At 62.4% G+C, this 22,091-nt stretch carries 26 protein-coding genes and 1 tRNA gene; 14 read left to right on the forward strand and 13 right to left on the reverse strand.

The genetic code is table 11. The features are described from left to right. Nucleotides 1-30: 30 nt before the first annotated feature. From ACNS84_RS14510 to ACNS84_RS14530, 5 genes are all read left to right on the forward strand, one after another. Nucleotides 31-555, forward strand: coding sequence for a transcription factor (locus ACNS84_RS14510; RefSeq protein ID WP_435075572.1), 525 nt, complete (start codon nucleotides 31-33; stop codon nucleotides 553-555). Further along, the gene (locus tag ACNS84_RS14515; RefSeq protein ID WP_435075573.1) at nucleotides 555-1,250 is read left to right on the forward strand and encodes a DUF2110 family protein; all 696 of its coding nucleotides are present in this window, start codon (nucleotides 555-557) and stop codon (nucleotides 1,248-1,250) included. The genes ACNS84_RS14510 and ACNS84_RS14515 overlap by 1 nt, the downstream gene beginning before the upstream one ends. A 4-nt stretch (nucleotides 1,251-1,254) precedes the next feature. Then, nucleotides 1,255-2,019, forward strand: a complete 765-nt coding sequence (locus tag ACNS84_RS14520) for a DUF5803 family protein (RefSeq protein ID WP_435075574.1) — start codon at nucleotides 1,255-1,257, stop codon at nucleotides 2,017-2,019. 67 nt (nucleotides 2,020-2,086) lie between these two features. Beyond that, nucleotides 2,087-2,779, forward strand: a complete 693-nt coding sequence (locus ACNS84_RS14525; protein WP_435075575.1) for a competence/damage-inducible protein A — start codon at nucleotides 2,087-2,089, stop codon at nucleotides 2,777-2,779. Between the two features lie 311 nt (nucleotides 2,780-3,090). Next, nucleotides 3,091-4,227, forward strand: coding sequence for an ATP-NAD kinase family protein (locus tag ACNS84_RS14530; protein ID WP_435075576.1), 1,137 nt, complete (start codon nucleotides 3,091-3,093; stop codon nucleotides 4,225-4,227). Between the two features lie 178 nt (nucleotides 4,228-4,405). Here ACNS84_RS14530 and ACNS84_RS14535 read toward each other — a convergent pair whose 3' ends face one another. Further along, entirely contained in the window at nucleotides 4,406-6,694 is a 2,289-nt protein-coding gene (locus ACNS84_RS14535; protein ID WP_435075577.1) for a nitric-oxide reductase large subunit, read from the reverse strand. Between the two features lie 180 nt (nucleotides 6,695-6,874). Here ACNS84_RS14535 and ACNS84_RS14540 point away from each other — a divergent pair, with 180 nt between their 5' ends. Beyond that, nucleotides 6,875-7,318 (forward strand): MoaD/ThiS family protein, encoded by a 444-nt coding sequence (locus ACNS84_RS14540; protein WP_435075578.1) that lies wholly within the window; start codon nucleotides 6,875-6,877, stop codon nucleotides 7,316-7,318. A 142-nt stretch (nucleotides 7,319-7,460) separates the two neighbouring features. On the opposite strand, the gene ACNS84_RS14545 is transcribed toward ACNS84_RS14540, so the two are convergent. The 5 genes from ACNS84_RS14545 to ACNS84_RS14565 all read right to left on the reverse strand — a co-directional run bounded on the left by ACNS84_RS14545 (nucleotide 7,461) and on the right by ACNS84_RS14565 (nucleotide 9,344). Next, the gene (locus ACNS84_RS14545; protein WP_435075579.1) at nucleotides 7,461-7,775 is read right to left on the reverse strand and encodes a HalOD1 output domain-containing protein; all 315 of its coding nucleotides are present in this window, start codon (nucleotides 7,773-7,775) and stop codon (nucleotides 7,461-7,463) included. 226 nt (nucleotides 7,776-8,001) lie between these two features. Next, a tRNA-Leu gene (locus tag ACNS84_RS14550) sits at nucleotides 8,002-8,086 on the reverse strand. Between the two features lie 77 nt (nucleotides 8,087-8,163). After that, a complete protein-coding gene (locus tag ACNS84_RS14555) occupies nucleotides 8,164-8,514 on the reverse strand; it encodes a ferredoxin (RefSeq protein WP_435075580.1) in 351 nt (116 codons plus the stop codon). A 91-nt stretch (nucleotides 8,515-8,605) separates the two neighbouring features. Next, complete coding sequence (locus ACNS84_RS14560) at nucleotides 8,606-8,845, reverse strand: DUF7508 domain-containing protein (RefSeq protein WP_435075581.1); 240 nt, start codon at nucleotides 8,843-8,845, stop codon at nucleotides 8,606-8,608. Between the two features lie 40 nt (nucleotides 8,846-8,885). After that, nucleotides 8,886-9,344 (reverse strand): DUF5796 family protein, encoded by a 459-nt coding sequence (locus ACNS84_RS14565; RefSeq protein ID WP_435075582.1) that lies wholly within the window; start codon nucleotides 9,342-9,344, stop codon nucleotides 8,886-8,888. 192 nt (nucleotides 9,345-9,536) lie between these two features. On the opposite strand from ACNS84_RS14565, the gene ACNS84_RS14570 reads away from it, so the two are divergent. The 5 genes from ACNS84_RS14570 to ACNS84_RS14590 all read left to right on the forward strand — a co-directional run bounded on the left by ACNS84_RS14570 (nucleotide 9,537) and on the right by ACNS84_RS14590 (nucleotide 13,257). Next, nucleotides 9,537-10,829, forward strand: a complete 1,293-nt coding sequence (locus tag ACNS84_RS14570) for a hypothetical protein (protein WP_435075583.1) — start codon at nucleotides 9,537-9,539, stop codon at nucleotides 10,827-10,829. Next, nucleotides 10,829-11,290: a hypothetical protein gene (locus ACNS84_RS14575; RefSeq protein ID WP_435075584.1), complete on the forward strand. Its 462-nt coding sequence runs from the start codon at nucleotides 10,829-10,831 to the stop codon at nucleotides 11,288-11,290. The genes ACNS84_RS14570 and ACNS84_RS14575 overlap by 1 nt, the downstream gene beginning before the upstream one ends. Before the next feature lie 53 nt (nucleotides 11,291-11,343). Continuing rightward, nucleotides 11,344-11,958, forward strand: a complete 615-nt coding sequence (locus tag ACNS84_RS14580) for a hypothetical protein (protein WP_435075585.1) — start codon at nucleotides 11,344-11,346, stop codon at nucleotides 11,956-11,958. Nucleotides 11,959-12,044: 86 nt separating this feature from the next. Beyond that, nucleotides 12,045-12,950, forward strand: a complete 906-nt coding sequence (locus ACNS84_RS14585; protein ID WP_435075586.1) for a shikimate kinase — start codon at nucleotides 12,045-12,047, stop codon at nucleotides 12,948-12,950. A gap of 13 nt (nucleotides 12,951-12,963) precedes the next feature. Then, complete coding sequence (locus tag ACNS84_RS14590; protein ID WP_435075587.1) at nucleotides 12,964-13,257, forward strand: chorismate mutase; 294 nt, start codon at nucleotides 12,964-12,966, stop codon at nucleotides 13,255-13,257. Nucleotides 13,258-13,438: 181 nt separating this feature from the next. Here the strand turns inward: ACNS84_RS14590 and ACNS84_RS14595 are convergent, their stop codons facing one another. From ACNS84_RS14595 to ACNS84_RS14625, 7 genes are all read right to left on the reverse strand, one after another. Next, nucleotides 13,439-14,026: a hypothetical protein gene (locus ACNS84_RS14595; RefSeq protein WP_435075588.1), complete on the reverse strand. Its 588-nt coding sequence runs from the start codon at nucleotides 14,024-14,026 to the stop codon at nucleotides 13,439-13,441. A 6-nt stretch (nucleotides 14,027-14,032) separates the two neighbouring features. After that, nucleotides 14,033-14,227, reverse strand: coding sequence for a hypothetical protein (locus ACNS84_RS14600; RefSeq protein WP_435075589.1), 195 nt, complete (start codon nucleotides 14,225-14,227; stop codon nucleotides 14,033-14,035). A 146-nt stretch (nucleotides 14,228-14,373) separates the two neighbouring features. Next, the gene (locus tag ACNS84_RS14605; protein ID WP_435075590.1) at nucleotides 14,374-14,622 is read right to left on the reverse strand and encodes a DUF4242 domain-containing protein; all 249 of its coding nucleotides are present in this window, start codon (nucleotides 14,620-14,622) and stop codon (nucleotides 14,374-14,376) included. A gap of 540 nt (nucleotides 14,623-15,162) precedes the next feature. Then, the gene (locus ACNS84_RS14610) at nucleotides 15,163-15,675 is read right to left on the reverse strand and encodes a cupin domain-containing protein (protein WP_435075591.1); all 513 of its coding nucleotides are present in this window, start codon (nucleotides 15,673-15,675) and stop codon (nucleotides 15,163-15,165) included. 251 nt (nucleotides 15,676-15,926) lie between these two features. Continuing rightward, complete coding sequence (locus ACNS84_RS14615; protein WP_435075592.1) at nucleotides 15,927-16,724, reverse strand: alpha/beta fold hydrolase; 798 nt, start codon at nucleotides 16,722-16,724, stop codon at nucleotides 15,927-15,929. Between the two features lie 126 nt (nucleotides 16,725-16,850). Then, nucleotides 16,851-17,348, reverse strand: a complete 498-nt coding sequence (locus ACNS84_RS14620) for a cupin domain-containing protein (protein ID WP_435075593.1) — start codon at nucleotides 17,346-17,348, stop codon at nucleotides 16,851-16,853. A 572-nt stretch (nucleotides 17,349-17,920) separates the two neighbouring features. Next, complete coding sequence (locus tag ACNS84_RS14625) at nucleotides 17,921-18,754, reverse strand: alpha/beta fold hydrolase (protein ID WP_435075594.1); 834 nt, start codon at nucleotides 18,752-18,754, stop codon at nucleotides 17,921-17,923. 337 nt (nucleotides 18,755-19,091) lie between these two features. Between ACNS84_RS14625 and ACNS84_RS14630 the strand changes: the two genes are divergently transcribed. From ACNS84_RS14630 to ACNS84_RS14640, 3 genes are all read left to right on the forward strand, one after another. Next, nucleotides 19,092-20,432, forward strand: a complete 1,341-nt coding sequence (locus ACNS84_RS14630) for a cytochrome P450 (protein ID WP_435075595.1) — start codon at nucleotides 19,092-19,094, stop codon at nucleotides 20,430-20,432. A gap of 610 nt (nucleotides 20,433-21,042) precedes the next feature. Further along, nucleotides 21,043-21,273 (forward strand): AF_0619 family ribbon-helix-helix protein, encoded by a 231-nt coding sequence (locus ACNS84_RS14635; protein WP_435075596.1) that lies wholly within the window; start codon nucleotides 21,043-21,045, stop codon nucleotides 21,271-21,273. 9 nt (nucleotides 21,274-21,282) lie between these two features. Beyond that, complete coding sequence (locus ACNS84_RS14640) at nucleotides 21,283-21,699, forward strand: PIN domain-containing protein (RefSeq protein WP_435075597.1); 417 nt, start codon at nucleotides 21,283-21,285, stop codon at nucleotides 21,697-21,699. The last annotated feature ends 392 nt before the right edge of the window (nucleotides 21,700-22,091 follow it).

Raw genomic sequence — 22,091 nt, forward strand, 5'->3', positions numbered from 1 at the left:
TTAACCCGGTTCCACCACCAAGTTTAGGCAATGGCTTTTGAGGATCTACTGAACGACCCCGTCATCCAAAAGTACCTCCACGAGTTGGTGGGGCCGACGGGGATGCCGGTCGCGGCCGCGCCGCCCGACGGTGAGGTCACCGACGAAGAGTTGGCCGAGGAGCTCGGATTGGAGCTTAACGACGTCCGACGCGCGCTGTTCATCCTGTACGAGAACGACCTCGCGACGTACCGTCGGGTTCGCGACGAGGACTCGGGGTGGCTCACGTACCTCTGGACGTTCCACTACGACAACATCCCGGAGAACCTCGAAGAGGAAATGTACCGCCTGCTCGAGGCACTCGAGGAGCGCGAGGAGTACGAGCGCACCCACGAGTTCTACCTCTGTGAGGTGTGTTCGATCCGCTTCGAGTTCGGTGAGTCGATGGACTTCGGGTTCGAGTGTCCCGAGTGCGGGTCGCCGCTCGACGCGATGGACAACGACCGACTCCGCGATGCGATGGGCCGGCGAGTCGAAGAGCTTCGTGACGAACTCAACGTGGATGTGACGGGCTAATGGTCGTCCTCGCAACCAAGTGCTACGTCAAGGGCGACGCTCGCGACCGCGCGCTGGACGGTATGGGATCGCTCGTCGCCAACGACGTCGGCGAACTCGCCGTCGACTGGCAGGTCGGCGTTCGAGACGACGACTTCGTACAGGTGGACTTGACTGGCGAAGACGCCGAAGTCGCCCGGAACGTGCTCGCGGAGACGTGGGGCGAAATCGTCGCCCACGACGACGGGCTAACGGCCGGCGAGGAGTACGTCGGCACCTTAGAGTCGTGGGACGACGACGGCTTCGTCATCGACGCCGGCGTCGACGTTCAGATACCCGCCGACGAAATCGGACTCGGAAGAGGGTCGCCCGCGCAGGTCGTCGAGCGGTTCGGCCTGGTCCAACACCTCCCGCTGCGATTCGTCTACGGCGGCGACGTCGGCGATCCGGACGCCGAACCGAGCCGACTCGCGGACGCCGAGCGCGACCGCCTGTACGACTGGCAGCGCGGGAACGGCCGGCTCAACGTCAACTCGGCGACCCGCGGCGAGGTGCGCGCGACGGTGAACCGCGCGGGCCACGCGCAGGACATCGTCACGGTCGAGCGGCTCGGCCTCCTCGAACAGAGCATCGTCTGCACCGAGAGCACCGATCCGCCGGGACTGCTCGCCGCGATCGGTTCGTATCTCCCGGCCGAGATGCGTTGTATCGTCTGAATTCGTGAACCGACGCTTCGCCCTTGCAGTCGCCGTCGTCGCCCTGTTGGCCGTCAGCGCCGGCTGCCTCACCTACGTCAACGACGGCGGCGAAGTGGCGAACGAGACCCTCGACGCGGAGCCACCGAGCGAGTACGAGTTCGATACGGACCGCGACGCAGCGTTCAACCTCTCGACCGGAACCCAGTACATGGTCGTGTACGACGTCGCCGAGGTCGAAGAGCTTCGACTGTACATACAGACGCCGTACGCCGGCGATCAGCCCCTTGAGTTCGAGGCGTTCCGGTACCGAACCGCCGACGGCGAGGTGCTCAACGGCACCGAGTTCCGCGCTCGCGGCGGGGAGGTCGACCGGACGCCCGACGAGACGTGGATCCGCTTCCCGGACGGGATGGACGGCGGACAGGTCGCGTTCTCCGCGGCCGGGTCGCCCCGGCGGTTCACCACGCTGGCGTACGTCGACGGCTCGTACGCCGTGACGCTTCCTCCCGGCTTCAGCACCGACTTCCCGGTCGTGGGTCACATCGCCCCGCGCGACTACGAGATAGAGACGGTAGATGGTCGCGACCGGATCACCTGGGAGTCGGTCGAGGGCGGCTCGGTCGTGGTCCAGTCGTACCGCGAGACCGACCTGGTCGTCTTCGGCGTGATTCTCGTGATCGCCCTCGTCGCGGCGGTCGTCGGGGTCGTCTACTTCCGGCGGCAGTTGGAGGCGCTGCAGGAGCAGCGCCGAGAGTTGGGGCTCGGCGTGTACGACGACGAAGAGTAGTCGGTCACTCCCGAAGGGCCGAACACGAACGCGGATACTTTTGAGTGCAGGCCGCCTTCTAGAAGCTATGAACGCCGCAATCGTCACCGTCGGGGACGAACTGCTCGTCGGTGACACCGAGAACACGAACGCGACGTGGCTCTGCGACCGCCTCGACGAGCGTGGGGTCGTCGTCCGCCGGGTCACCGTCGTTCCGGACGAGGTCGGCGAGATCGCGAGAGTCGTCAACGAGTATTACGCCGAGTACGACACGGTGATCGTCACCGGCGGGCTCGGCCCGACGCACGACGACGTGACGATGGACGGGGTCGCGGCCGCCTTCGGGCGAGACCTGGAAACGAACGACGAGGCCGCGGCGTGGCTCGCAGAGCGCGGATACAGCGCCGGCGACCTCGCGGCCGAGACGACGCACCTGCCGGCCGACTGCCGACCGCTCGCCAACGAGAGGGGGGTGGCGCCCGGCGCCGTCGTCGAGTCGGTGTACGTCCTCCCCGGCGTCCCGACCGAGATGAAGGCGATGTTCGAGTCGGTCGCCGACGAGTTCGAGGGGACGCCGACCTACACCGTCACGGTCGACGTCGACGAGCCGGAGAGCGCCCTCTTAGAGCGGTTCACTGAGCTGCAAGAGGCGTTCGACGTCAGCGTCGGCTCCTATCCCGGCGAGAGCGTCCGCGTGAAGATCACGGCGACGAGCGAAGCGGAGGCCGAACGCGCCGCCGAGTGGATTCGGGAGCGGTCGACACTCGTAGAGTCGCAGTGAGCCGACCGGCGGCTGAGCGGCGTCCGAGCCGAAAACCGGGCGACGGCTATCGGTAGAGGTACGCGAGCCACACAGCGGTGATGACGAGGCTCACGAGGAGCACGGCGGTCGCGGTCGCGTCGATCGGAAGCGGCTCGGTCACGGCGGCTTCGAGGAGCATGGTTCGCGATTGCTCCGGGGGCGTCTTAAGTATTGAACTTCCGCGATCGGTGAGGTCCGGAGCCTCCCGGGCGGCGGTTCGGGCCGATGCGCTGGTCTCGCGCGGCCGCCGAGACGCGCCCGCTTAAGGTTCCGCCGCCATAGGTCGGAGCATGCACGTCGGATTCGTGATGAACCCGGTGGCCGGCATGGGCGGGCGTGTCGGCCTCAAGGGTACCGACGGGAAGGTCGCCGAAGCCGTCGCGCTGGGCGCGGAGCCGCGGGCCCCCACCCGCGCGCGGCGGACGCTGGACCGCCTCGCGGCAGTCGCACCGGGGATGACCGTCTCGACCGCGGCCGACCCGATGGGCGAGGAGGTGGTCAGGGCCGCCGGCTTCGACCCGGTCCGCGTCGTCGATCCGTTCGGGGACGAGATCGACGGGCCGCCCGGTCCCACGGAGACGACCGCCGACCATACCGCGCGCGTCGTCGAGGCGTTCGTCGGCGGCGACGGAGGGGACGACGAGCGGGACGACGACGCCCCGGTCGACCTGGTCCTGTTCGTCGGCGGCGACGGCACCGCAGGCGACGTGGCGACGGCGCTGGAGGCGGCGGACAGCGAGGTCCCGATGCTCGGCGTCCCCGCGGGAGTGAAGGTGTACTCCTCGGTGTTCGCCGTCTCCCCGGAGGACGCGGCCGAGATCGCGGCGACGTTCTCGCGTACGGAGCGCCGCGAAGTGATGGACATCGACGAGGACGCCTACCGCGAAGGAGAGGTCCATCCGGAACTGCGGGCGGTCGCTCGGGTGCCGGTCGCCGACGACCTCCAGTCGTCGAAACAGACCGCGAGCGGGACCGTGGAGTCGCTGGCGGAGGGCGTCGCCGCCGACATCCGCGAGCGCGACGGTGAGGGCGTCACCTTCGTCCTCGGGCCGGGGTCGACCGTCGGCGCCATCAAGGCCGAACTGGGGTTCGAGCCGTCGCCCATCGGCGTCGACGTGTGGCGCGATGGCGAGGTCGTGGTGTGGGACGGAACGGAGGCTGAGATACTCGACGCGCTCGGTGACGAGAACGTGATCGTCGTCTCCCCCATCGGCGGACAGGGGTTCGTCTTCGGCCGCGGGAACCCACAGCTGTCGCCCGCCGTGATCCGCCGCTGCGATCTCCGGATCGTCGCCTCGCGGACGAAGCTCGACGATATCCGCGCGTTGCGGGTCGACACCGACGATCCCGAGCTCGACGCCGAACTCGCCGGCTGGGTCCGCGTTCGCGTCGGGAAGTTCGAGACACGGATGATGAAGATCGCGTGAGCGGGGCGTTCGGGCTGAGGGCACGGTCCCGGCGCTGGCGGTACCGGTGTGACCGCACGGTCCGGGCGCCGGCGGTACCGGTGTGACGGCACAGCCCCGGCGCTGACGGTGCGTGACACCGATCAAGCGAGAACGGATGCGCCGGGAATAGCTCGCGGGCGAGGACGCGGCCGTTCCGTCAGTCGTCGTCGCCGACGATCCCCTCGGCGACGGCCATGTCGTCGACGGTCGGGTCTTCCTCGGAGTGCCGGAGCACGAACCGTTTCCGAAGCACGTCAGCGAGGTAGACGACGGTTCCGGCGATCAGGAGCGTGTCTCCGGGGAGCCGCGCCCAGAACAGCCACTGAACGGTCTCGCGCTCGTAGAACGCGAGGCTCCGGGCCGCCGCGTAGCTCTCGGTGAACGCGACGTCGAGCTGGAGGAACCCGACCGGGAGCACGGAGACGAACACCATCAGTGCGAGCCCCACGTTCCAGAGCCAGAAGGACGCGCGAAGCCACGACCCGTCCCAGCGGTCCGGGTCGATCGAGAGCTGCAACATGTACGCGACCATGCCGAGCGCGAGGAAGCCGAACGCGCCGAACATGGCCGCGTGAGCGTGCCCGACGGTGAGGTACGTGCCGTGTTCGTAGTAGTTGATGAGGGGGAGGTTGATGAAGAACCCGAGCACCCCGGCGCCGACGAAGTTCCACACGCCGCTGGCGACGATGAACATGAACGGGAGGGTGTAGGGGAACCCGCCCGAACTCGTCATCGCGCGGTACTGACCGATGGCCTCGTAGAGGATGAAGATCAGCGGGAGCAGTTCCAGCGTCGAGAAGACGCTCCCGATCGGCACCCAGTAGTCGGGCATCCCGATCCACCAGTAGTGGTGCGAGACGCCGATGACGCCGGTCCCCATCACCAACAGCGCCTGCAACATGACGGCCTTCTCCGCGCTGCGTCGAGTGAGGAGGTTCATCGAGACCAGCGTGAGTCCGATGATCGCGACGATGAAGAACTCGAAGGCGCCCTCGACCCACATGTGGACGACCCACCACCGCCAGAACTCAGTCACCGCGATGTTCGTCGACGGGGTGAAGAGGAAGCCGGCGACGAACAGCAGGGTGATCGAGCCGCCGGCGTAGAGGATCATGTGCGCGAGTCCGTATATCGGCTCGCGGTCGAGCAGGGGTTTGAGCCCTCGAACCGCGAGGACCGCCCAAAGGACGAACCCGACCAGCAGACCGGCCTGCCACACCTTGCCGACCTCGAGGTACTCCAGTCCCTCGTTGCCGAGGAGCCACCAGAGTTCGCCGGGGAAGTACCCGTTGGCGCCGAGCCAGATGCCGGCCATCCCGCCGCCGACGACGACCACGAGCGCACCGAGCAGGACGTTGACGTACCGCGCCTGATTCCTCGGCTCATGGCCGGTCAGGAGCGGCGGGAGGAACAGGCCGGCCCCGAGCCACGTCGACGCTATCCAGAGGATACCCAGGTCGATATGCCACGTCTTCGCGATGGCGAACGGGAGCAGTTGGAGGATGTGAACGCCGAACAGTTCCTCGATGCCGAAGAAGCCCGCACGTTCGATGTAGAAGTGGGCTAAGAGTCCGCCCAACAACACCTGTGCGAGGAATAAGGCGGCGGCGACGGGGACGAATCTGAGCGCCGCGCGCTGGCTCGGGAAGACGCTCACTTCGCCGGGCTCCGGCACCGTGATCCCCTCTGCCGACGGCTCCGGGAGCTTCACCGACTTGTACAGGAGGATGGCGCCGCCGGCCGCGCCGACGAGGAGGACCATCGAGATCACGCTCCACAGCATCGCGGCGCCGGTCGCGTCGTTGCCGGCGGCGGGCGAGTAGGGCCACTCGTTCGTGTAGGAGTTGTCGGCGCCGGGGCGGTCGGTGTGCGAGAACCACGCGGTCCACAGCGCGAAGTCGGCGAACTCCTCGGCCTCGTCGGACGTCGCGATCATTCCGTCCGGCACGCCCCGGTCGTGATCGCCCTCGTGATATCGCTCGACGTAGACCTCGCGGACCTGTTCGTGGGCGTAGACCTCCGCGGCCGAGTACTCGATCGCCCCGCCGTCGTGCGCGCTGTCGAGGTCGGCCCGAACCGTCTGTGCGACCGCGGCCCGTTCCGAGTCGGAGAGCGAGTCGTAGCCGGCACCGTACTCCTCCCGGGCGTAGTACTCGCGCATGTACTCTGCTTTGCGGTCCAGCGCGTCGGCGGTGTAGTCCTCGCCGTAGTACGCGCCGTTACCGAGGATCGAACCGTGATTCATCAGGCCGTTTCGCTGGAACGCCTCCTTGCCCTCCTGGATCGAATCGCCGGTGGCGATCACCTCGCCGTCGGGACCGACGACCTCGTCCGGGATCGGCGGCGCCTCCTGATACGCGAACCACGCCCCTGCACCCATGACGACTAGGTTGAGCAGAAACGCTGCGACGATGACCTTCGCAATGGATTTGCGTGTGATCTCCATCGACAGGGAGTTGGCCGCCATCACCCAATCCGTTTAGCGGCAACATGTTCGGAGGGCGTTGCCGGAGCGTGGGATTCCTCTCTCCCGATCCGAGCCACCCAGTTCGTTCGCCGAATCCGCACTCAACACGCGAACACGTTCGCGAGTGCGCTTACCCTCGAAAGAGCCGTACGCCGGAGTATGTCACCGAGTCAACAGTCGGCGGAAGCCGCCGTCGAAGCGGAGACGCGAGACGTCGGGACGGCCGAAGACGCCGTCGCCGAGACGACCGTCACGGTGCGGTGTACCGGACACGTCCGGACCGAGCTCGGCGTGTACGAGTTCGAGTACACGTTCGAGGGCGACACGCTCCGCGCGTTCCTCGACGAACTGTTCGAGGAGTACCCGGAGCTACAGGACATGCTCATCGCGGAGACCGAAGCGGACGCGACGCACAGCGGCTGGGCACCCGCTCCCGAGGAACTGCCCGGCACGTGGACGAAGAACCCGGTCGGCGAGCAGACCATCGCGTACGCGCGTATCCTCGTGAACGGCCACTTCAACGAGAACGAGAACGGCTTCGACACGGTACTGGAGGAGGGCGACCGCGTCGCCTTGGTGTACCCGTTCATGTTCTGCTGTTAGTCGAGCGGCTTCGACGCGGCGCCGTCGGCCGCCGCGGTCCGGACGCGGGTTCGGCGAGCCGTACGTCCGTCGGCGGAACCGGTCAGGTCGTCACAGGGAGGCGGGCCTCGCGGGAGGCGTCGCAGTAAACAGCGGCCCGACGCTACGGCATCGGGGACGAGAGCGGCTCCCTCTTCGCGGTGAGGCGAAGCCGCCGAGCCCCGATGAGCTCGACCTCGTATCCCTCGTACTCGAAGGCGATCCGACACGGAGTCGAGCGGTCGCTCGCGTGGTCCACGAACGAGTCCAACGCCTCCGGGTCCACGCTGTCCCACAGCGGGTCGAGGTCGTTCGGGTCTCGGCCAGTCAGCTCCGCGATGCTGCTGACCACGCTATGGCTCGCCGAACGGTCTGTGTCCTCGTGTAAATTAACCTTGCATACAGGGACGTCTCCGTCCACATTCGTTTCGATATTCATAATGAGTGGGTGACAGAATCCGCGTTGGTGTTCTACGCCTCTGCTACCCGGTGATGTGATAAAGCCTTGCCACCAAATATATTTGGTCAGTCGGTTGTCAACAGTACTCAGTGCAAGCCGTCACCGGTCCTGATCGGCGTCTAATCGTCGAAAACGGGCGTAACAGGGCTCGACAGGAAAGCCGGTACGTGGACGCCCGCGGATCGCGAACTGCTCGCCGTGGGAGTGCGGGGGAAGGGATTCGAACCCTCGAACCTCTACAGGAGCGGATCTTAAGTCCGCCGCTTTTGGCCAGGCTCAGCCACCCCCGCGCGGATTTCCGTTCCGGCGGCGGGGTCAAACCCCTTTCGGATGGTCGCCACGACCCTGGCGACGGACTCCCTCAACGCTACCAGTCGACGGAGAGCGTCCCGTCGCCGTGCGGGTTCGGCGCGATCTCCTTGTCGGTGCGGCGGTCGACGACGTGGATGACTCCCTTGTCCTTCTTCGCCGGGCAGACCTCTGCGGCCCGGACGTTCTCCGCCAGTTCGTCCTCGCCGATGTAGTACGACCGTGGCTTCGCCATGCCGCTCTGTACGTCCATGACCCAGTTCTCGCCGACCTCGGCGCACTTCCCGGCCCCGAAGCATTTGTTCGCCTCGAAGACGATCTTGTACGGCTTCTCCTCGATCGGGGGCCCCTCGCCGCCGATGTCGCTCGCGCGCAACACCTCGTCGTCGGCGTCCGCCTCGTCGCTCATGTCCCACTCTCGGCGACCGCGGGACTTTCGTCTGTCGGTCGTTTCCGGCGCCTGTGGTTCGCCCCGTCGAGGCGAGCGTCGTCGCGCCCGGCTACTCCTCGACGTGCTCCGCGAACAGTCGCTCCGCGTGCTCGGGCGAGTCGGCGAGCGTCCATCGAACCTTCGACGCGTCCCCGTACGCCAGCGCCTCTTTGAGTTCGTCGCGGAGCACGCCCGTTCCGAAGCCGACCGTCTCGCCGTCGGCGTCCCCCAACTCGTACAGCGCATAGCGGCTCGGCGCGCTCCCGACGGTCGCACGGTCGAGGTCGCGCCAGGGCTTCGCGAGGCTCATCGCGTCGGGGTCGACGCCGCCGAAGCCGACCGTGCGGCGGTCATCGGTGCGCGTCGAGCCCGTCTTCGGGGCCCTCGACGATCTCGAAGCTCCCCTCAGTCCAGCCGTCCTCGACGAAGACGAACACGCGTCCCCCAGCGATCTCCGGATCCGCGATTACCTCGTTGCGCTGGCCGGTTCGGCCCACGATCACGCCGGGGAACACCTCGTCGCGCTCGCCCTCCTCCACGATGACGCGGCCGACGCCGGAGTCCTCCAGTATCTCGTCGTCGGTGTTGTAGTCGTTGACGTACGTCATCACGCCCTCGGTCTCGGTCGGGTCCGTGACGAGGACGTGGGTCTCCTTGCCGGGGCCCGCCGTCACCGACCCCTCGGTCGCGTCCGGAACGCCGCGGTAGAGCGTGGTTCGGCCGTCGAGGTACTCGACGACGACCCCCTCCTCGCGGAGGTCGATCCCGATCGACGTCGGCGGGACGTCGCTGCGTGAAGGCGCTGACATACGCGTCGCTCGGGTCGCGCCCCTCAAAAGGGGCGCGCTCGACGGTGGGCGAGCGCTCCGAGGCTATGGCCGAACCGAGAGGGGCCGGTCCCTCGGGAGAGGCCGGCGTCCCGAGGACGACGTCGACGCGCGGCCTCACTCGCGAGAATCGGGTATACCACATTTAAGTCCCCGCCGGGAGGACCACACCGCATGCAACGGACGCGACGGGGTCTGTTGGGTGCCGGCGCCGGATTCGCCGCCGGACTCGCGGGGTGCCTCGGCGTGCAGGGCGTCGAGTACCCCGACGCGGCCCCGGCCGAAACCCCTCCGAACTCGGACGACGGCAGTGACGGTGACGCGGACGGCTCCGAGAAGGACGTCGACGACGAGCAGATCGGCGACCCTGAGCCGGTCGAAAACGACGCGCTCGCGGCGGCTACTCGGCGCGTCGTCGACGAAATCGTCTGGTTCGCGACCGAGTACCCCGCGGCGGTCGCGGCGTATCGCACTGCGGTGAGCGATCTGATCGACGAGATCGACGCGGTCCGCGCGACGGCCGACGAAACCAACGCGGTGAGCGTCGAACTGGTCGACCGGCTGGACGAGGCCGTCCGCGTGGGAGCCGACCGCGCCGCCGAGGCGCTAGAGCCGCATTTCCACCCGGAAGCGCAAATCCACGCTCGCGGTCGCCCACACGTCGAAATACTCCGGACGGTCGCCCCGCGGAACGACGTGGACCGGTTCCTCGAAGAGGTTGACCGGATGCGTCGGCAGTACTCCGGAATGGACACGATGACGTACGTCTCGGAGACGTTCTCTCGGGACCCGATTCGCAATCGCCTGCTTGACCGGCTGCTGTATCCCCTTCCGGAGGACGACGACCAGCGACGCGAGGTCCGAGGAGACGCGTTCGTTGAGGTCGCGCTCGCGAGCCGCGGGTTCGCGAGCTTCTCGCACGAACCGTACGAGGGCTCGCGGCGCCCGCGGATCTACGGCGGTGCTTTCGCCGCGGACCGCCGCGAGGAGCTCCGCGCCCGACTCGGGCCGGTACCTCGCTCCGAGGACCGGACCGAGGAACTGTTCGTCGCCTTCGCGGCCCGCCCGAGCGAGACGTTCCGCGGCTGGGCGTACGAGCTCGGCGGAACCGCGGCGTACGTGCAGCGCTATCCGGACGCGACGGTCGCGAGCGACCGACTCGACGCCGTCGTCGCGGACGCGTCGACGGAGGGACGCACCCCGATCGATCCCGACGCGACCGCCGCCAACTCGAACTCCTCGGGAGACGGGTCGAGCAACGACGCCGACGGCCCCGCCCGCTGGCACCGGCTGTACCACGACGAAGCGGAAGGGGAGCGCTACGGTTTCGACGAGCACGCCGGCGTGCAGTACGGCTACGTCGTACAGGCCGGCGAGTTCCTGCTCGCGACGGGATTCTCCGGCGACGCGTGGGAAGAACGCGCCGGGTGGCAGGGACGACTGGCCGACGGATGGGTGGTGGCCTGATGAACGCGAATGGCGTCGGCCTCACGACGGCGGTGTTCGCGGTCGTCGGTGTGGGAGTCGGCCTCGTCGCCGCGGTCGGGACGGGGTGGGCTGAGACCGCCCTCGCGACCGCCGCGACCGGCGAGACCGCGCGGTTCGGTCCGGTGTTCGTCGCGCAGTCGTACCTCGCCGCCACCGCCACGGCCCTCGTCGGCGCGCCGCTCCTCGCCGGCGTCCTCGGCGTGCTCTTCGGGTCGCGGGCGTACGACGCGCAGGAGGCGGCCGCGACCGCGGGCGTTGGCGGCGGCGTCGGGGCGCTGCTGTACGGGATCGTCGTCGTGGTCCTCGTCGTCGCCTCGCAGGGCGACGCCGCGACGCAGGCGCACGGCATCGGGGACGCGCTCGCTCCGATTCTCACCACCGCGGTCATCGCCGCCGTGGTCGGCGCCGCGGCCGGCGCGCTCGGATCGGTGGCGGGGTGACCGATGCGGGCGCGAACCACGTTGTTCGGTCGGACCGCGTCGAGGAGGGAGGAATGAACAGCCCACGCTCCCGGCGGCGACTGCTGGCCGCGACCATCCCCGCGCTGCTCGCCGGCTGTCTCGTGGAGTCGGGCGAGGGCGGCGAGGAGGGAACCAGCGGTGCGCCCGATGATGAGCCGGACGATGCCGACGACGGCGAGAGCGACGCCGAAGGCGAGCGGACCGCGGAGAGCGAGGAAACGGCGGACGCGGACGACTCGACCGCCGAACAAACCGACGCCGAACAGACCGACGAGGAACCCGTCCCCGATTCGGTCGGGCCGGACGGCTCCGGGCTCGTCATCACGAACGTCGACGTGCTCGATGTCAGCGACGACGGGAGCGAGACGACCGTCGAAGCACGGCTCGTCGTCGAGAACCGAGGCCGATTCAGCTACGGGACAGTCGAGTTCCGCGTCGACGCGTACGCGACGCGGCCGAACTCCCCCGAGCGCACCGCGGTCGGCCGCGGGTACGTCACTCGCCGCTTCCTCCTGGACGACCGGTTCGATGACGGTGCACGACGGTTCGAGACCTCGATCACGTTCCGGAGCAGCGAGTCGAACGTCCCGGCCAACACGGACTGGTACGCGGTCGACGTCGCGGTTCGGCGCGCCGAACCGGTCTGAACCTCCCACATGGGGAGGACGAGCGCGGCGGCGAGAGTCTCGCCGTGATCGCTACCTCTTTGTCCGCGCTCGCGAGCCGTGAGTGCATGGAGGGACGGGCCGCGGCGCTCGGCGCCGGTACGGTGTTGAACGCGCTCGCGACGGGCACCGGCGCGGCCTTCGGTATCGACGTCGAGACGCGCGCGACCGTGACGCTCGACGCGACCGCCGAGGGCGTCGACGGGATCATAAGCGAGGCGCCCGACGCGGACACCGCCCTGATCGAGCGTTGCGTTGCGCTCGCGACCGACCGGTGGGGCGACGGCGAGGGCGGAGCCGTCCGGACCGACAGCGACGTGCCTCTCGCGGCAGGACTGAAAAGTTCGAGCGCGGCCGCCAACGCGACCGTGCTCGCGACCTGCGACGCGCTCGGGTTGACCGTGGGCGACGAGGCTGACGGCGACGACGCCGACCCGGCGGTCGACGTCACCCGATTGGAGGCTTGTCGGCTCGGCGTGCGGGCGGCCCGCGAAGCGGGCGTGACGGTCACGGGCGCGTTCGACGACGCGACGGCCTCGATGCTCGGCGGCGTCACCGTCACCGACAACGGCGCGGACGAACTGCGCTCGCGAGAGACCGTCGACTGGGACGTCCTCGTGTGGACCCCGCCCGAGCGCGCCTACAGCGCGGACGCGGACGTGGCCCGCTGCGAGGCCGTCGCGCCCATGGCGGACCTCGTGGCGGACCTCGCGTTGGACGGCCGGTACGCGGAGGCGATGACGGTCAACGGCCTCGCCTTCTCGGCCGCGCTCGGGTTCGACGCCGACCCCGCGGTCGAGGCGATGCCGCACGCGACCGGGGTGTCGCTGTCGGGCACCGGCCCGAGCGTGGTCGCCGTTGCGGACCCGATCGACCCCGAGACCGACCTCGACGCGGTCGCCGACGCGTGGGACGAGCGACCCGGAACGCTGCGACGAACGACGACCAGAAACGACGGCGCGACCGTCGAGTGACAAATTCAGTACAATGAGTGACACACCGAACACGGAGGACCGGAGCCTCGACGAACTGCGACACGAGATCGAGGACATCGACCGAGAGATCGTCGAACTGATCGCCCGCCGGACGTACGTTGCCGACACTGTGGCGGCCGTAAAGGCGGAGCGTGACCTCCCGACGACGGACGAGGGACAGGAAGAACGGGTGATGGAGCGCGCCGGATCGAACGCCGAGCGCTTCGACGTCGACGCCAACCTTGTGAAGGCGATTTTCCGGCTGCTGATCGAGTTGAACAAAGTGGAGCAAAGAGAAAGTAGGTAGCCGAAAACGTACTCCTCAGACTGTGTACTGCTGGCCGAGGCGCGATTTCTTCTTCCGATTGTTGCCCTTTGGATTCGCGGTCAGTGAATGACGTTATACTTCGTCGTCGAGTGATTTTCGAGTTCTCCACCACGATCGACGAAATCAAACAGGACGTTTCACTCAGCGGAGTCTGTGGCCACTACTGACGAGTCCAGAGGTAGCGTCCGAAAACTACCCACGCGAGTCCGTAGAGTATCATCGGGCCGGCCCATGGATCAGCACCTTCGCCCATCACGTATGTAGTGAATCCTATTGCGAAAGGGACGCCAACAGGTAGCGCGGCGATGAGGAAATAGGCGCTGAGGCGGGGAATCGTTGCGGCGTCAGAGCGAAGGATCGCAACCCCGAACAGTAGTGCACCGAGCATCGCCACAAGAAGTCCAAGGAGAAAAGCGATGAATCCTGTCTCAGAGAGGGGAGGCATTGTAAGGCTCGTCAGGATTATTCCGACGGTTGCGACAACCCATCCGAGACTCATCAGGCCGTATCCACTTTTGGCGAGGCGACCGAACCAAGACCGCTCAGCGATGTATAACGCCGGGAGTGCGAGTGAGAGGAGCGCCATTGCGAACGCCCCGAACGGCTCAACGATCTCGAATTCCGCTTCGTTCAGAACGCTAAGTAGAGCGATCCCGGTGAGAATCATACTCACTCCGCCGATGAGACCACTGAGGATGCTAATCCTCATCCATCCGCTCACGGCTGATCGTTGTTCGTGCTGAGTCATTTTAGTTCAATGCCTCCTGAACGACAAAGTCGCGTTATCGAAGATGGCGATGTCCATATCCGGTATACCCTGTGCAGCCCAGATCACGATTTGACCGGCAGTGAAGGGGATTCCAAGTGCATAGAGAAGACGCCGGTACACGTTCAAGAGGAGTGCAGCGACTGCTCCGAGGAAGACGACACCCGCGAACAGGAACGGCACGAATCCTTGATCCCAATGCAGATATAAGTGGATCACCCCTGTGACAGTTGCGAGCGCTGCCGCGAGCCAATGGGCCCACGACATCTTTCGGCTGTGAAAGCCGATGTTACCCCGTTCGAATAATCCGTAATACTTGTGGTCTGTACTCATTCGCCCTGTTCGACTTCGAAGATCTCGTCTGCGGTGAGGCCGTGGGCTTCTTTGTGGACTTTCTTACCTGCTTCTTTGCTCGGGCCTTCGAGCAGACAGAAGACAGCTCCCTCATCCTCGTCAACCCAGTAGTTTAGATATTTCACACCGTGTTTCTCCTGAGCCTCGACGTCCTTCTTGTGAGCCTCTACGACGTCTTCGACGCTTGCGTCAACATCTCGGTGGACATCCATGTAAAGTGGCATAGCACAGAGAACTGTGAGTGGGGCAATTCTTAGTTATAATATACCATATTCTCATTAGAACACGATTATCCGGGTGACTGTGCATCAGTCTAAGGGTGGCCGGAGACGCACCCAGCGGCAAAATTGCACACTATATTAATCGATGGTACAGAGATCGTAGTACGTAATGAAAGTGTGCGCCCTAATTGCTGGTAACACTCGACACACATCACGCGATACACCCTAAATCGTCAATACAAGATAGACCGTTCGCCCCAACTGTTACATAAGGGTTGTTCGGAAACCGGAGAAGTGCACGCAACCGTGTAATGTGAGTTATAGACCTGAACAAAGTGGAGCAACGGGAGTCCAGGTAGCTTCAAACAGGCGGCTTAGGCTGTTTATTGCCTGTTTGGCTGCCGAATTCCCTTCCGTTAGCTGTTCTTTGAATTCGCGGTCGATGAATGATGTTACAGTTCTATCTCCGAAGGACTCCCGATTCACTGCCACGTTTGACAGAACCACATATAACAACCCCAGTTATTGATACGAGGGAGATACTTATTGTGGCGGGTTTTCACCAGCAGTGAGAGGATCTCCGACAATCTCAATACCGTACTGTTCGAGCTGCTCAGCAACGCGATCCTTCTGTTCTTCGACTTCTGAATCGTCTGGAATTGTCCACGAGTCGGCGGGGCTCCCAACCGACGCCCACAGTTGTTCGAGGCCGGGTTCGTGAACGAACATGAGCCATCGCGTTTCTTCTTCAGTGATGTAGCTATGTGGAAGTCCGTGAGGCGCAAACACGGTCGAGCCGCTAGTTGCGGTAAACCGTTCGCCATCGACTTCGAACGTGACTCTCCCGTCGATGATGTACCACATCTCGTCGTCGGATTGGTGGACGTGCAACGGTGGCGACTGTCCCGCAGGGATTTGCTCTTCTATCAGAGAGAACGACCCATTGGTATTCTCTTCTGTAGCTTTCAGGACAGTGAGCGATCCGAGAGACCAATACGCATCACCGTCTCGGCTGTCAAGCATCCACGCTCGCGGCGTATCACTATCCGTTTCCATATTCATGTTATTTGTCCACATAGCATAAGCTCCACCCCGGGCCTTTGCTGAATCCAACTCCATCTGTTGGAATCAGAGAGTTTGGTCGGTTCGTGGTGCTATATCTGTTAACAACGGTCGATGACTGTTTCAAGATTCGAGGCAATACATGGTGCTATTCGTCCGCATACGAGAGTAGTGGGTGTATCCATACGGCGAACTACCGACCGACTCAGCCAGTTCACCGTCGCGTTCAAGGTCGTGAGTCGTGGTCAGATTGAGTCCAGAAACTCTGTCAGGACTTGATTGAAACGCTCGGGCTCCTCAACGGTTATACAATGTCCGCTCTCCTCGAAAAGTTCGAACCGTGCGTCCGGAATGAGCTCAGCCGCGTATTTCACATTGGCGACACCCCGCCATTTCTCATCAGCTCCAGCACAGACGAGGGTCGGGACATCAATATTGGGAAGCACGTCCCGGTAATCTCGCATCAAACCGAGAAGCATCGAGCCCTGCACCGACGGCGGCGTTCGGGTTTCTTCGTCGAACATCATGTTCCGGAGTTCCCTCGACGGTGGGTCTTTGAGCAGTGCCTCTATTGATTCGTCGGTGAGTTCCAGTGGGTTCGATTGTATCCCGTCGAGTGCCTCCCGCATTCCCTCTATCGTGTATGTTCCGAACTCGTAATCCTCTCGCTGAAACGGTGATGGTTCCATATCGATGTCAACCAGTGCACGAATTCCGTCTGTGCCAAACTGATCGACGTACTCCCAGGAGACGAGTGCCCCCATCGACCAGCCGACGACCGCGACGTCTGTCAGGTTAAGCTGTTCGAGGAAGGCCCGAAGATCGCGGGCATGTTGTGGAAGCGTGTGGCCCGTCTCCGTCTTCTCCGATCTCCCGTGTCCTCGGAAATCGAGCGCCACTGTGCGAAAATCCTCGCTGAGTCCAACCACCTGAGGTTCGAAATACCGCAGACCGGCAAACCCTCCGTGAAGGAATACAATCGGTGGCCCTTCTCCCTGTTCCTCATAATATAGGTCGGCTCCATTGCACTGAATGACTGGCATGTTCTCGGTAAACCCTTCCACAGAGAAGTAGGCTCTATGACCTCATAGGTTTTCAGACGCATTGCTGAATACACGGCCTGATTTCAGTATCACCCCGGATCGAGCGAACTCGCCTCCGGGGAACTGTCACGTCGGCCGCGGAAGCGGGCCGAGCCGTTTCATGTCGTGTCTCGGACTGGCGGCCATCATGCGTTCGAGTTCCTCCTCAGTCGGGCCGTGGTAGTCGGGTATCTCAAGTGTCTCGATCGGGGTACCGACGTCTCGGAAGAAACCCGCCATGCCAGCAGGTACAAAGATAGCGAGGACGTGAAGAGGGGTATCGCCCACGACGCGAAACCCGTGTGGCCGATTAGCCGGAACGAATCCAGTCATGCCCGTCGTCAGGTGATACGGCTTCCGATCTACATACAGCGTCATCTCCCCGTCAAGGACGTAAAATAATTCGTTTGGCGGGTGGGTATGCAGGTTATTCTCGTACCCTGGTGGTGCGTCAATTTCGGTAACAGTGACCGAGCCGTCCGTCGCGGTACCGTCTGTGACGATGGTGATAATTGCCCCGAGGAAAAGATAGCGTTCGGCAGAGTCTCCCCCGAAACTGTACTGACCGGTCGAATCGTCGGACATGGATATGGTATGACGGCCGGCGTAGTGGTAAATGTTCACATGGTATGGTGGATGGATCATATCCGCCCTGAATTCTGCACGAGTCGCGGAACCGATCACTGCTTGAGGGCCTCAAAGAGGCCGATACGACGACAACCAAGTTCGGCCATTACCCCGACGGGAGGAGGTCTTCCCACTCATCAAACGTCGAAAGCTCAAATCACTCCTCTTGTAACGTCAGTCCGAGACCTGAACAAAGTGGAGCAGCGTGAGTCTCGGTAACACGCAACAAGGTTTGGTTTACGCTTCAACCAGTATGCCGTGCTTCGAAAAACAGTGTGGAGTAATTCTATTCGGATGGCATTCGGAGCTTGATCGAGTCAATCTCACTACTGATTGCTTCGCGTTTTAACAGGACGAATCCGATAAAGATCACGACAAAGCCGATGATGGAGACGATATCGAGTGACTCGTTCAGAACGCTAAGCAGAGCGAGCCCAGTGAGAATAAGACACACTCCGCCGATGAGACCACTGAGGATGCTAATCCGTATCAACCCACCCAGGGCTGATCGCTGTTCTTGCTGAGCCATGTTATTTCAATACCTCCTGGACGATGAACTCGCGCAACACCTTGGAAAAGATTGCAGGGTTGTCGATGTTCGAGGCGTGGCCCGCATCCGGTATCACGGAGATCTCTACGTCCGCATTCGTGAGTTGTGTGGCGAGTCTTTTGTGCATGTCCTGAAGGACTGGCGGTACATTTTCTCCGTGCATCACTAACGTAGGGACGGTGATCTGCGAGGCATCAAAGTCACTCTCCGGGAACTGTGCTACCGAGTTGGCAATCTTAACGAATTCCGCGTGGGATATCGTCGGTGCTTCGTCCATGAGCCGCTGCGTGGTCACGCTGTCGCCGGCAATCCCAGGAGCTAGACGTTGCCCGACCCACGTCTGTAAACGGTTTAGCGTGGTGTATCTCACGATACGATCTAGCAGACCGAAGAACCGCAGGTTGGCGAAGATGAGCCGTCCTTTCAACGGTAGTGGAGCGGCGGTGAACGTATCGGACACTACGAGGCCAGCTATCTTCCCGGGATACGTCGCAGCGTACACCTGAGCGATACAGCCACCCATCGAAAGTCCGCAGAGAACCGTATTTTCGACGTTTAATTCTGTGAGAAGCGCGTCGAGGTCTTGGGCGTACACCGACATATCGTACGACTCCCGGTCGGAGCCGCCGGTGTGGCCGTGGCCACGCACGTCGTACGCAATGGTGGTGAATTCGTCACTGAGAGCCTCCATCTGTGGTTCCCACTCGGTGGTGCTCATAGCCATTCCGTGAATAAAGACGATAGGCGGGCCGTCACCACGTCGCACGTAGTACGTCTCGATATCGCCCTTTCGAACGCTCCCAGACTCGCTCACCGTCGAATTCTCGAAACGGTGACCTGCTCTGTTCTCCGTTTCCTTCTGATCGGAGGTGGGACTCTGTTCTCGCACATGTCAAACAAACAGGCTGATGTATTAAGCTAACTGCTGGTCTGCACCGCACCCCCGACAACCGAGTCCATACCGGAAGACGCGCGATCAATGTCCCCACAAAGCTGCAAATGATATCCGGAAACGAAAGATGGCAGGTCAACAGATAACGTCAGATATCAAACTTGTCAGGGTAAAGTGACCGGAAACTCACAGAGACGTCGTCGCAGACTATTTGATGTCGGCCTAACATACTTTTCCGACTGGCTAGTGACTCCTACACATGTCAAATCACATCACGACTACGAATCCTCCGGGCCCGAAGGGCCTCCCTGTACTCGGCAACACGTTGCAGTTCGGACGGCATACGTTCAACTTCCTTCAGCAGTGCCGTAAGGAGTACGGCGATGTCGTCTACTTCGAGGTGCTCGGTCAGCCGTTCTACCAGCTGAACGATCCGGAGGACATCCATCACGTCTTGGTTGAGAACAATACAAACTACACCAAAGGCTCGTTCTTGACCAAGCAGTTCGGCGAATTCCTCGGCAAGGGGCTCCTATTGAACGAGGGTGACGACTGGCGACGACAGCGTCATCTCGTCCAACCAGCATTCGACCCGGAGCGCATCTCCATCTACGCGGAGATGATGACCGACTACACAGAGCGCCTGCTAGCTGGCTGGGAAGCGGGAACTCCGCGGGATATTCACACAGACATGACACGACTCACGCTCGAGGTCGCCGCCAGTACACTACTCGACATCGACATTCGAGAGGAGTCGTCGGAATTGCGATCGGCGTTTCACGATATCATGGAGGAATTTCGCAAGAGAACCGCTCGCCCAGTCTCCCTTCCACAATGGGTTCCAACGCCTCGGAACCGCAGGTATCAGCACGCACTCGAACAGATCAATGAGATCGTGTACGATATTATCGCACGGCGACGCGCCGAGCCCGGGAACGGCGTCGTTTCCATGCTTCTGGAGGCCAGCGACGAACCGGACACAACGGTGAATGACAAACAGCTCCGTGACGAAATCGTCACGCTGCTGTTCGCAGGTCACGAGACGACGGCGATCGCGCTCACGTTCACCTGGTATCTACTTGCAACGCATCCGAGACAAGAGGAACGGCTCGTCGCTGAACTCGACGATGTGCTGGACGGTGAGCCACCCACGATGTCGGCTGTTCCGGATCTCGAGTACACCCGAAAGGTTCTCAAGGAGTCTCTCAGACTCTATCCGCCAGTATTCGGTATTCTCCGGGAACCCGTCCGGGATGACCAAATCGGCGGATATCAGATTCCATCGGGTGCAACGGTGGCAATGAATCAGATCGCGGTGCATCACGACCCGCGGTTCTTCGACGACCCGAAGGCGTTCACACCTGAGCGGTGGTCTGACGCGTTCGAGGAGTCGCTCCCGCAGTTCGCCTATTTCCCGTTCGGTGGCGGCCCACGCCGGTGTATCGGTGAACGATTCGCGATGCTCGAAGCAACGCTGGTTGTCGCAACTATCGCTCAACAGTACCACTTGGAGTTAGTTTCCGACCGAGACCTGACTCTGAAACCATCGGTGACGACGCGCCCCGACAAACCAATCAGAGTTCGTCCGGAACTACGATAGGAAGTATCGCTACATAGTGCTACCCGAAATGGAAGTGTGCCACTCTCGACTCCCACAGTACACCATGCCAACACACGACTGTGTAGGAGAAACAATCTCAGGCACCTGCACCCCTCTGGAACGCGTACTAGAACTTCTGCAACGTGCTGGACGGCTAGCTTTATCGGCTCTTCTTTGGTCTGCCGATCGACACAGAAGTTTGCCTAAAATCACGCAATACTCCCGATTTCGACACCAAGATATAGAAATTTCGACCGAGCTGGTATATAGGTGTTGTTCGGAAACCGGTAAAGTACACAAGACCGTGTTACGTGAGCTATCGAACTGAACAAGGTCGAACAAAGAGAGAGCCGGTAGACAATAAAAATGGCTGTTAGAAGGCCTCTAGATACACATTAGTAGGTTGGTGCGTCGATTTTTGACGCAACCTTACGAATTTCGGACTCAATGAGCAGCCGGAAGATCGGATACTCGGCCGTATTACTCCAAGAACTCCGCTCACATATCCTGCCCAGTCTTGGCGAGAGAACTACCGCGAAGCTGGCAGTCAGTTCTTGTTGATGCGTTTTGACCCAAAGACACAATATTCTGTGCCTACATAGTTTTCTGTATGCCCAGTATCACCGTCAACGTTGACGACGATCTCAAAGACCAGATGGAGAGACACCCGGAAATCAACTGGAGTGAGGTTACCCGCCAGGCCATCCAGGAAAAAATCGAGGCACTCGAAGTGATGGACGAACTCACGTCCGGGAGTGAACTCACCGAGAGCGACGTTGCCGATATTGCTGATAAGATCAACGAGAGCGCACGCGAGCGCGTCGAAGAGGAGTCGGAGTAGCTTCAACGAATGAAGCTGGTCGTCGATGCCAACGTCGTCATATCCGCGCTCATCGCTGACTCGAAAACCCGTGAACTAATCGTCACGCTCGAACCCGACCTCCTGACGCCCGAGTTCGTCCACGACGAGATCGAGAACTACACCGAGTTGATCGTCGAGAAATCCGGCATGAGTCCAGAGCGAGTCACCCAGTTCGTCGACCTTCTCTTTCAGTATATTGAGGTCGTCCCCGCCGACGAGTTCTATCCGCACATCGAAGAGGCCGAAGCAGCGATTGGTGAGACTGATCCCGACGATGTGCTATATGTCGCGTGTGCCTTGGTCAAGGACGCAGACATCTGGAGCGATGACACAGACTTCGACGAGCAAGATGTCGTCGAGACCCATTCGACGACCGACGTGATCGGCTCGTTCGACACGAGATAGCTGACGGGTACTAACGATTGTCGGCCCTGGCAGTTTTGATTATATACGCTTCCCAGTGAAGGACGCTGTCCCCTGTCTTCGATAGTATGTGTTATCACCAGACGTTGTTTTCACGAGAATCCATGGTGGATTTCAGCGAGCTGAACAAGGTGGAACAAAGACAAAACCGGTAAACCGCAAGACAGCGCGGTTATGATGGTTTTTGCAGAAAGTCTTTTAAATAGGGTATAAGTAAACGAGACCGGTATCCGACATAACTGAATATTCGGAGTTGTTGAACCCCCCAGGGAGTGACAGGTGGTGCGTGCTGAATATAGAGGGTGTCGTCAGCGATGTGCCCACGTTCAACACGGGCTATTGATGGTGAACACGCTATTGGCATTGCTAATCGT

The sequence above is a fragment of the Halorubrum wangae genome, assembly GCF_051194135.1.
Classification (GTDB): domain Archaea; phylum Halobacteriota; class Halobacteria; order Halobacteriales; family Haloferacaceae; genus Halorubrum.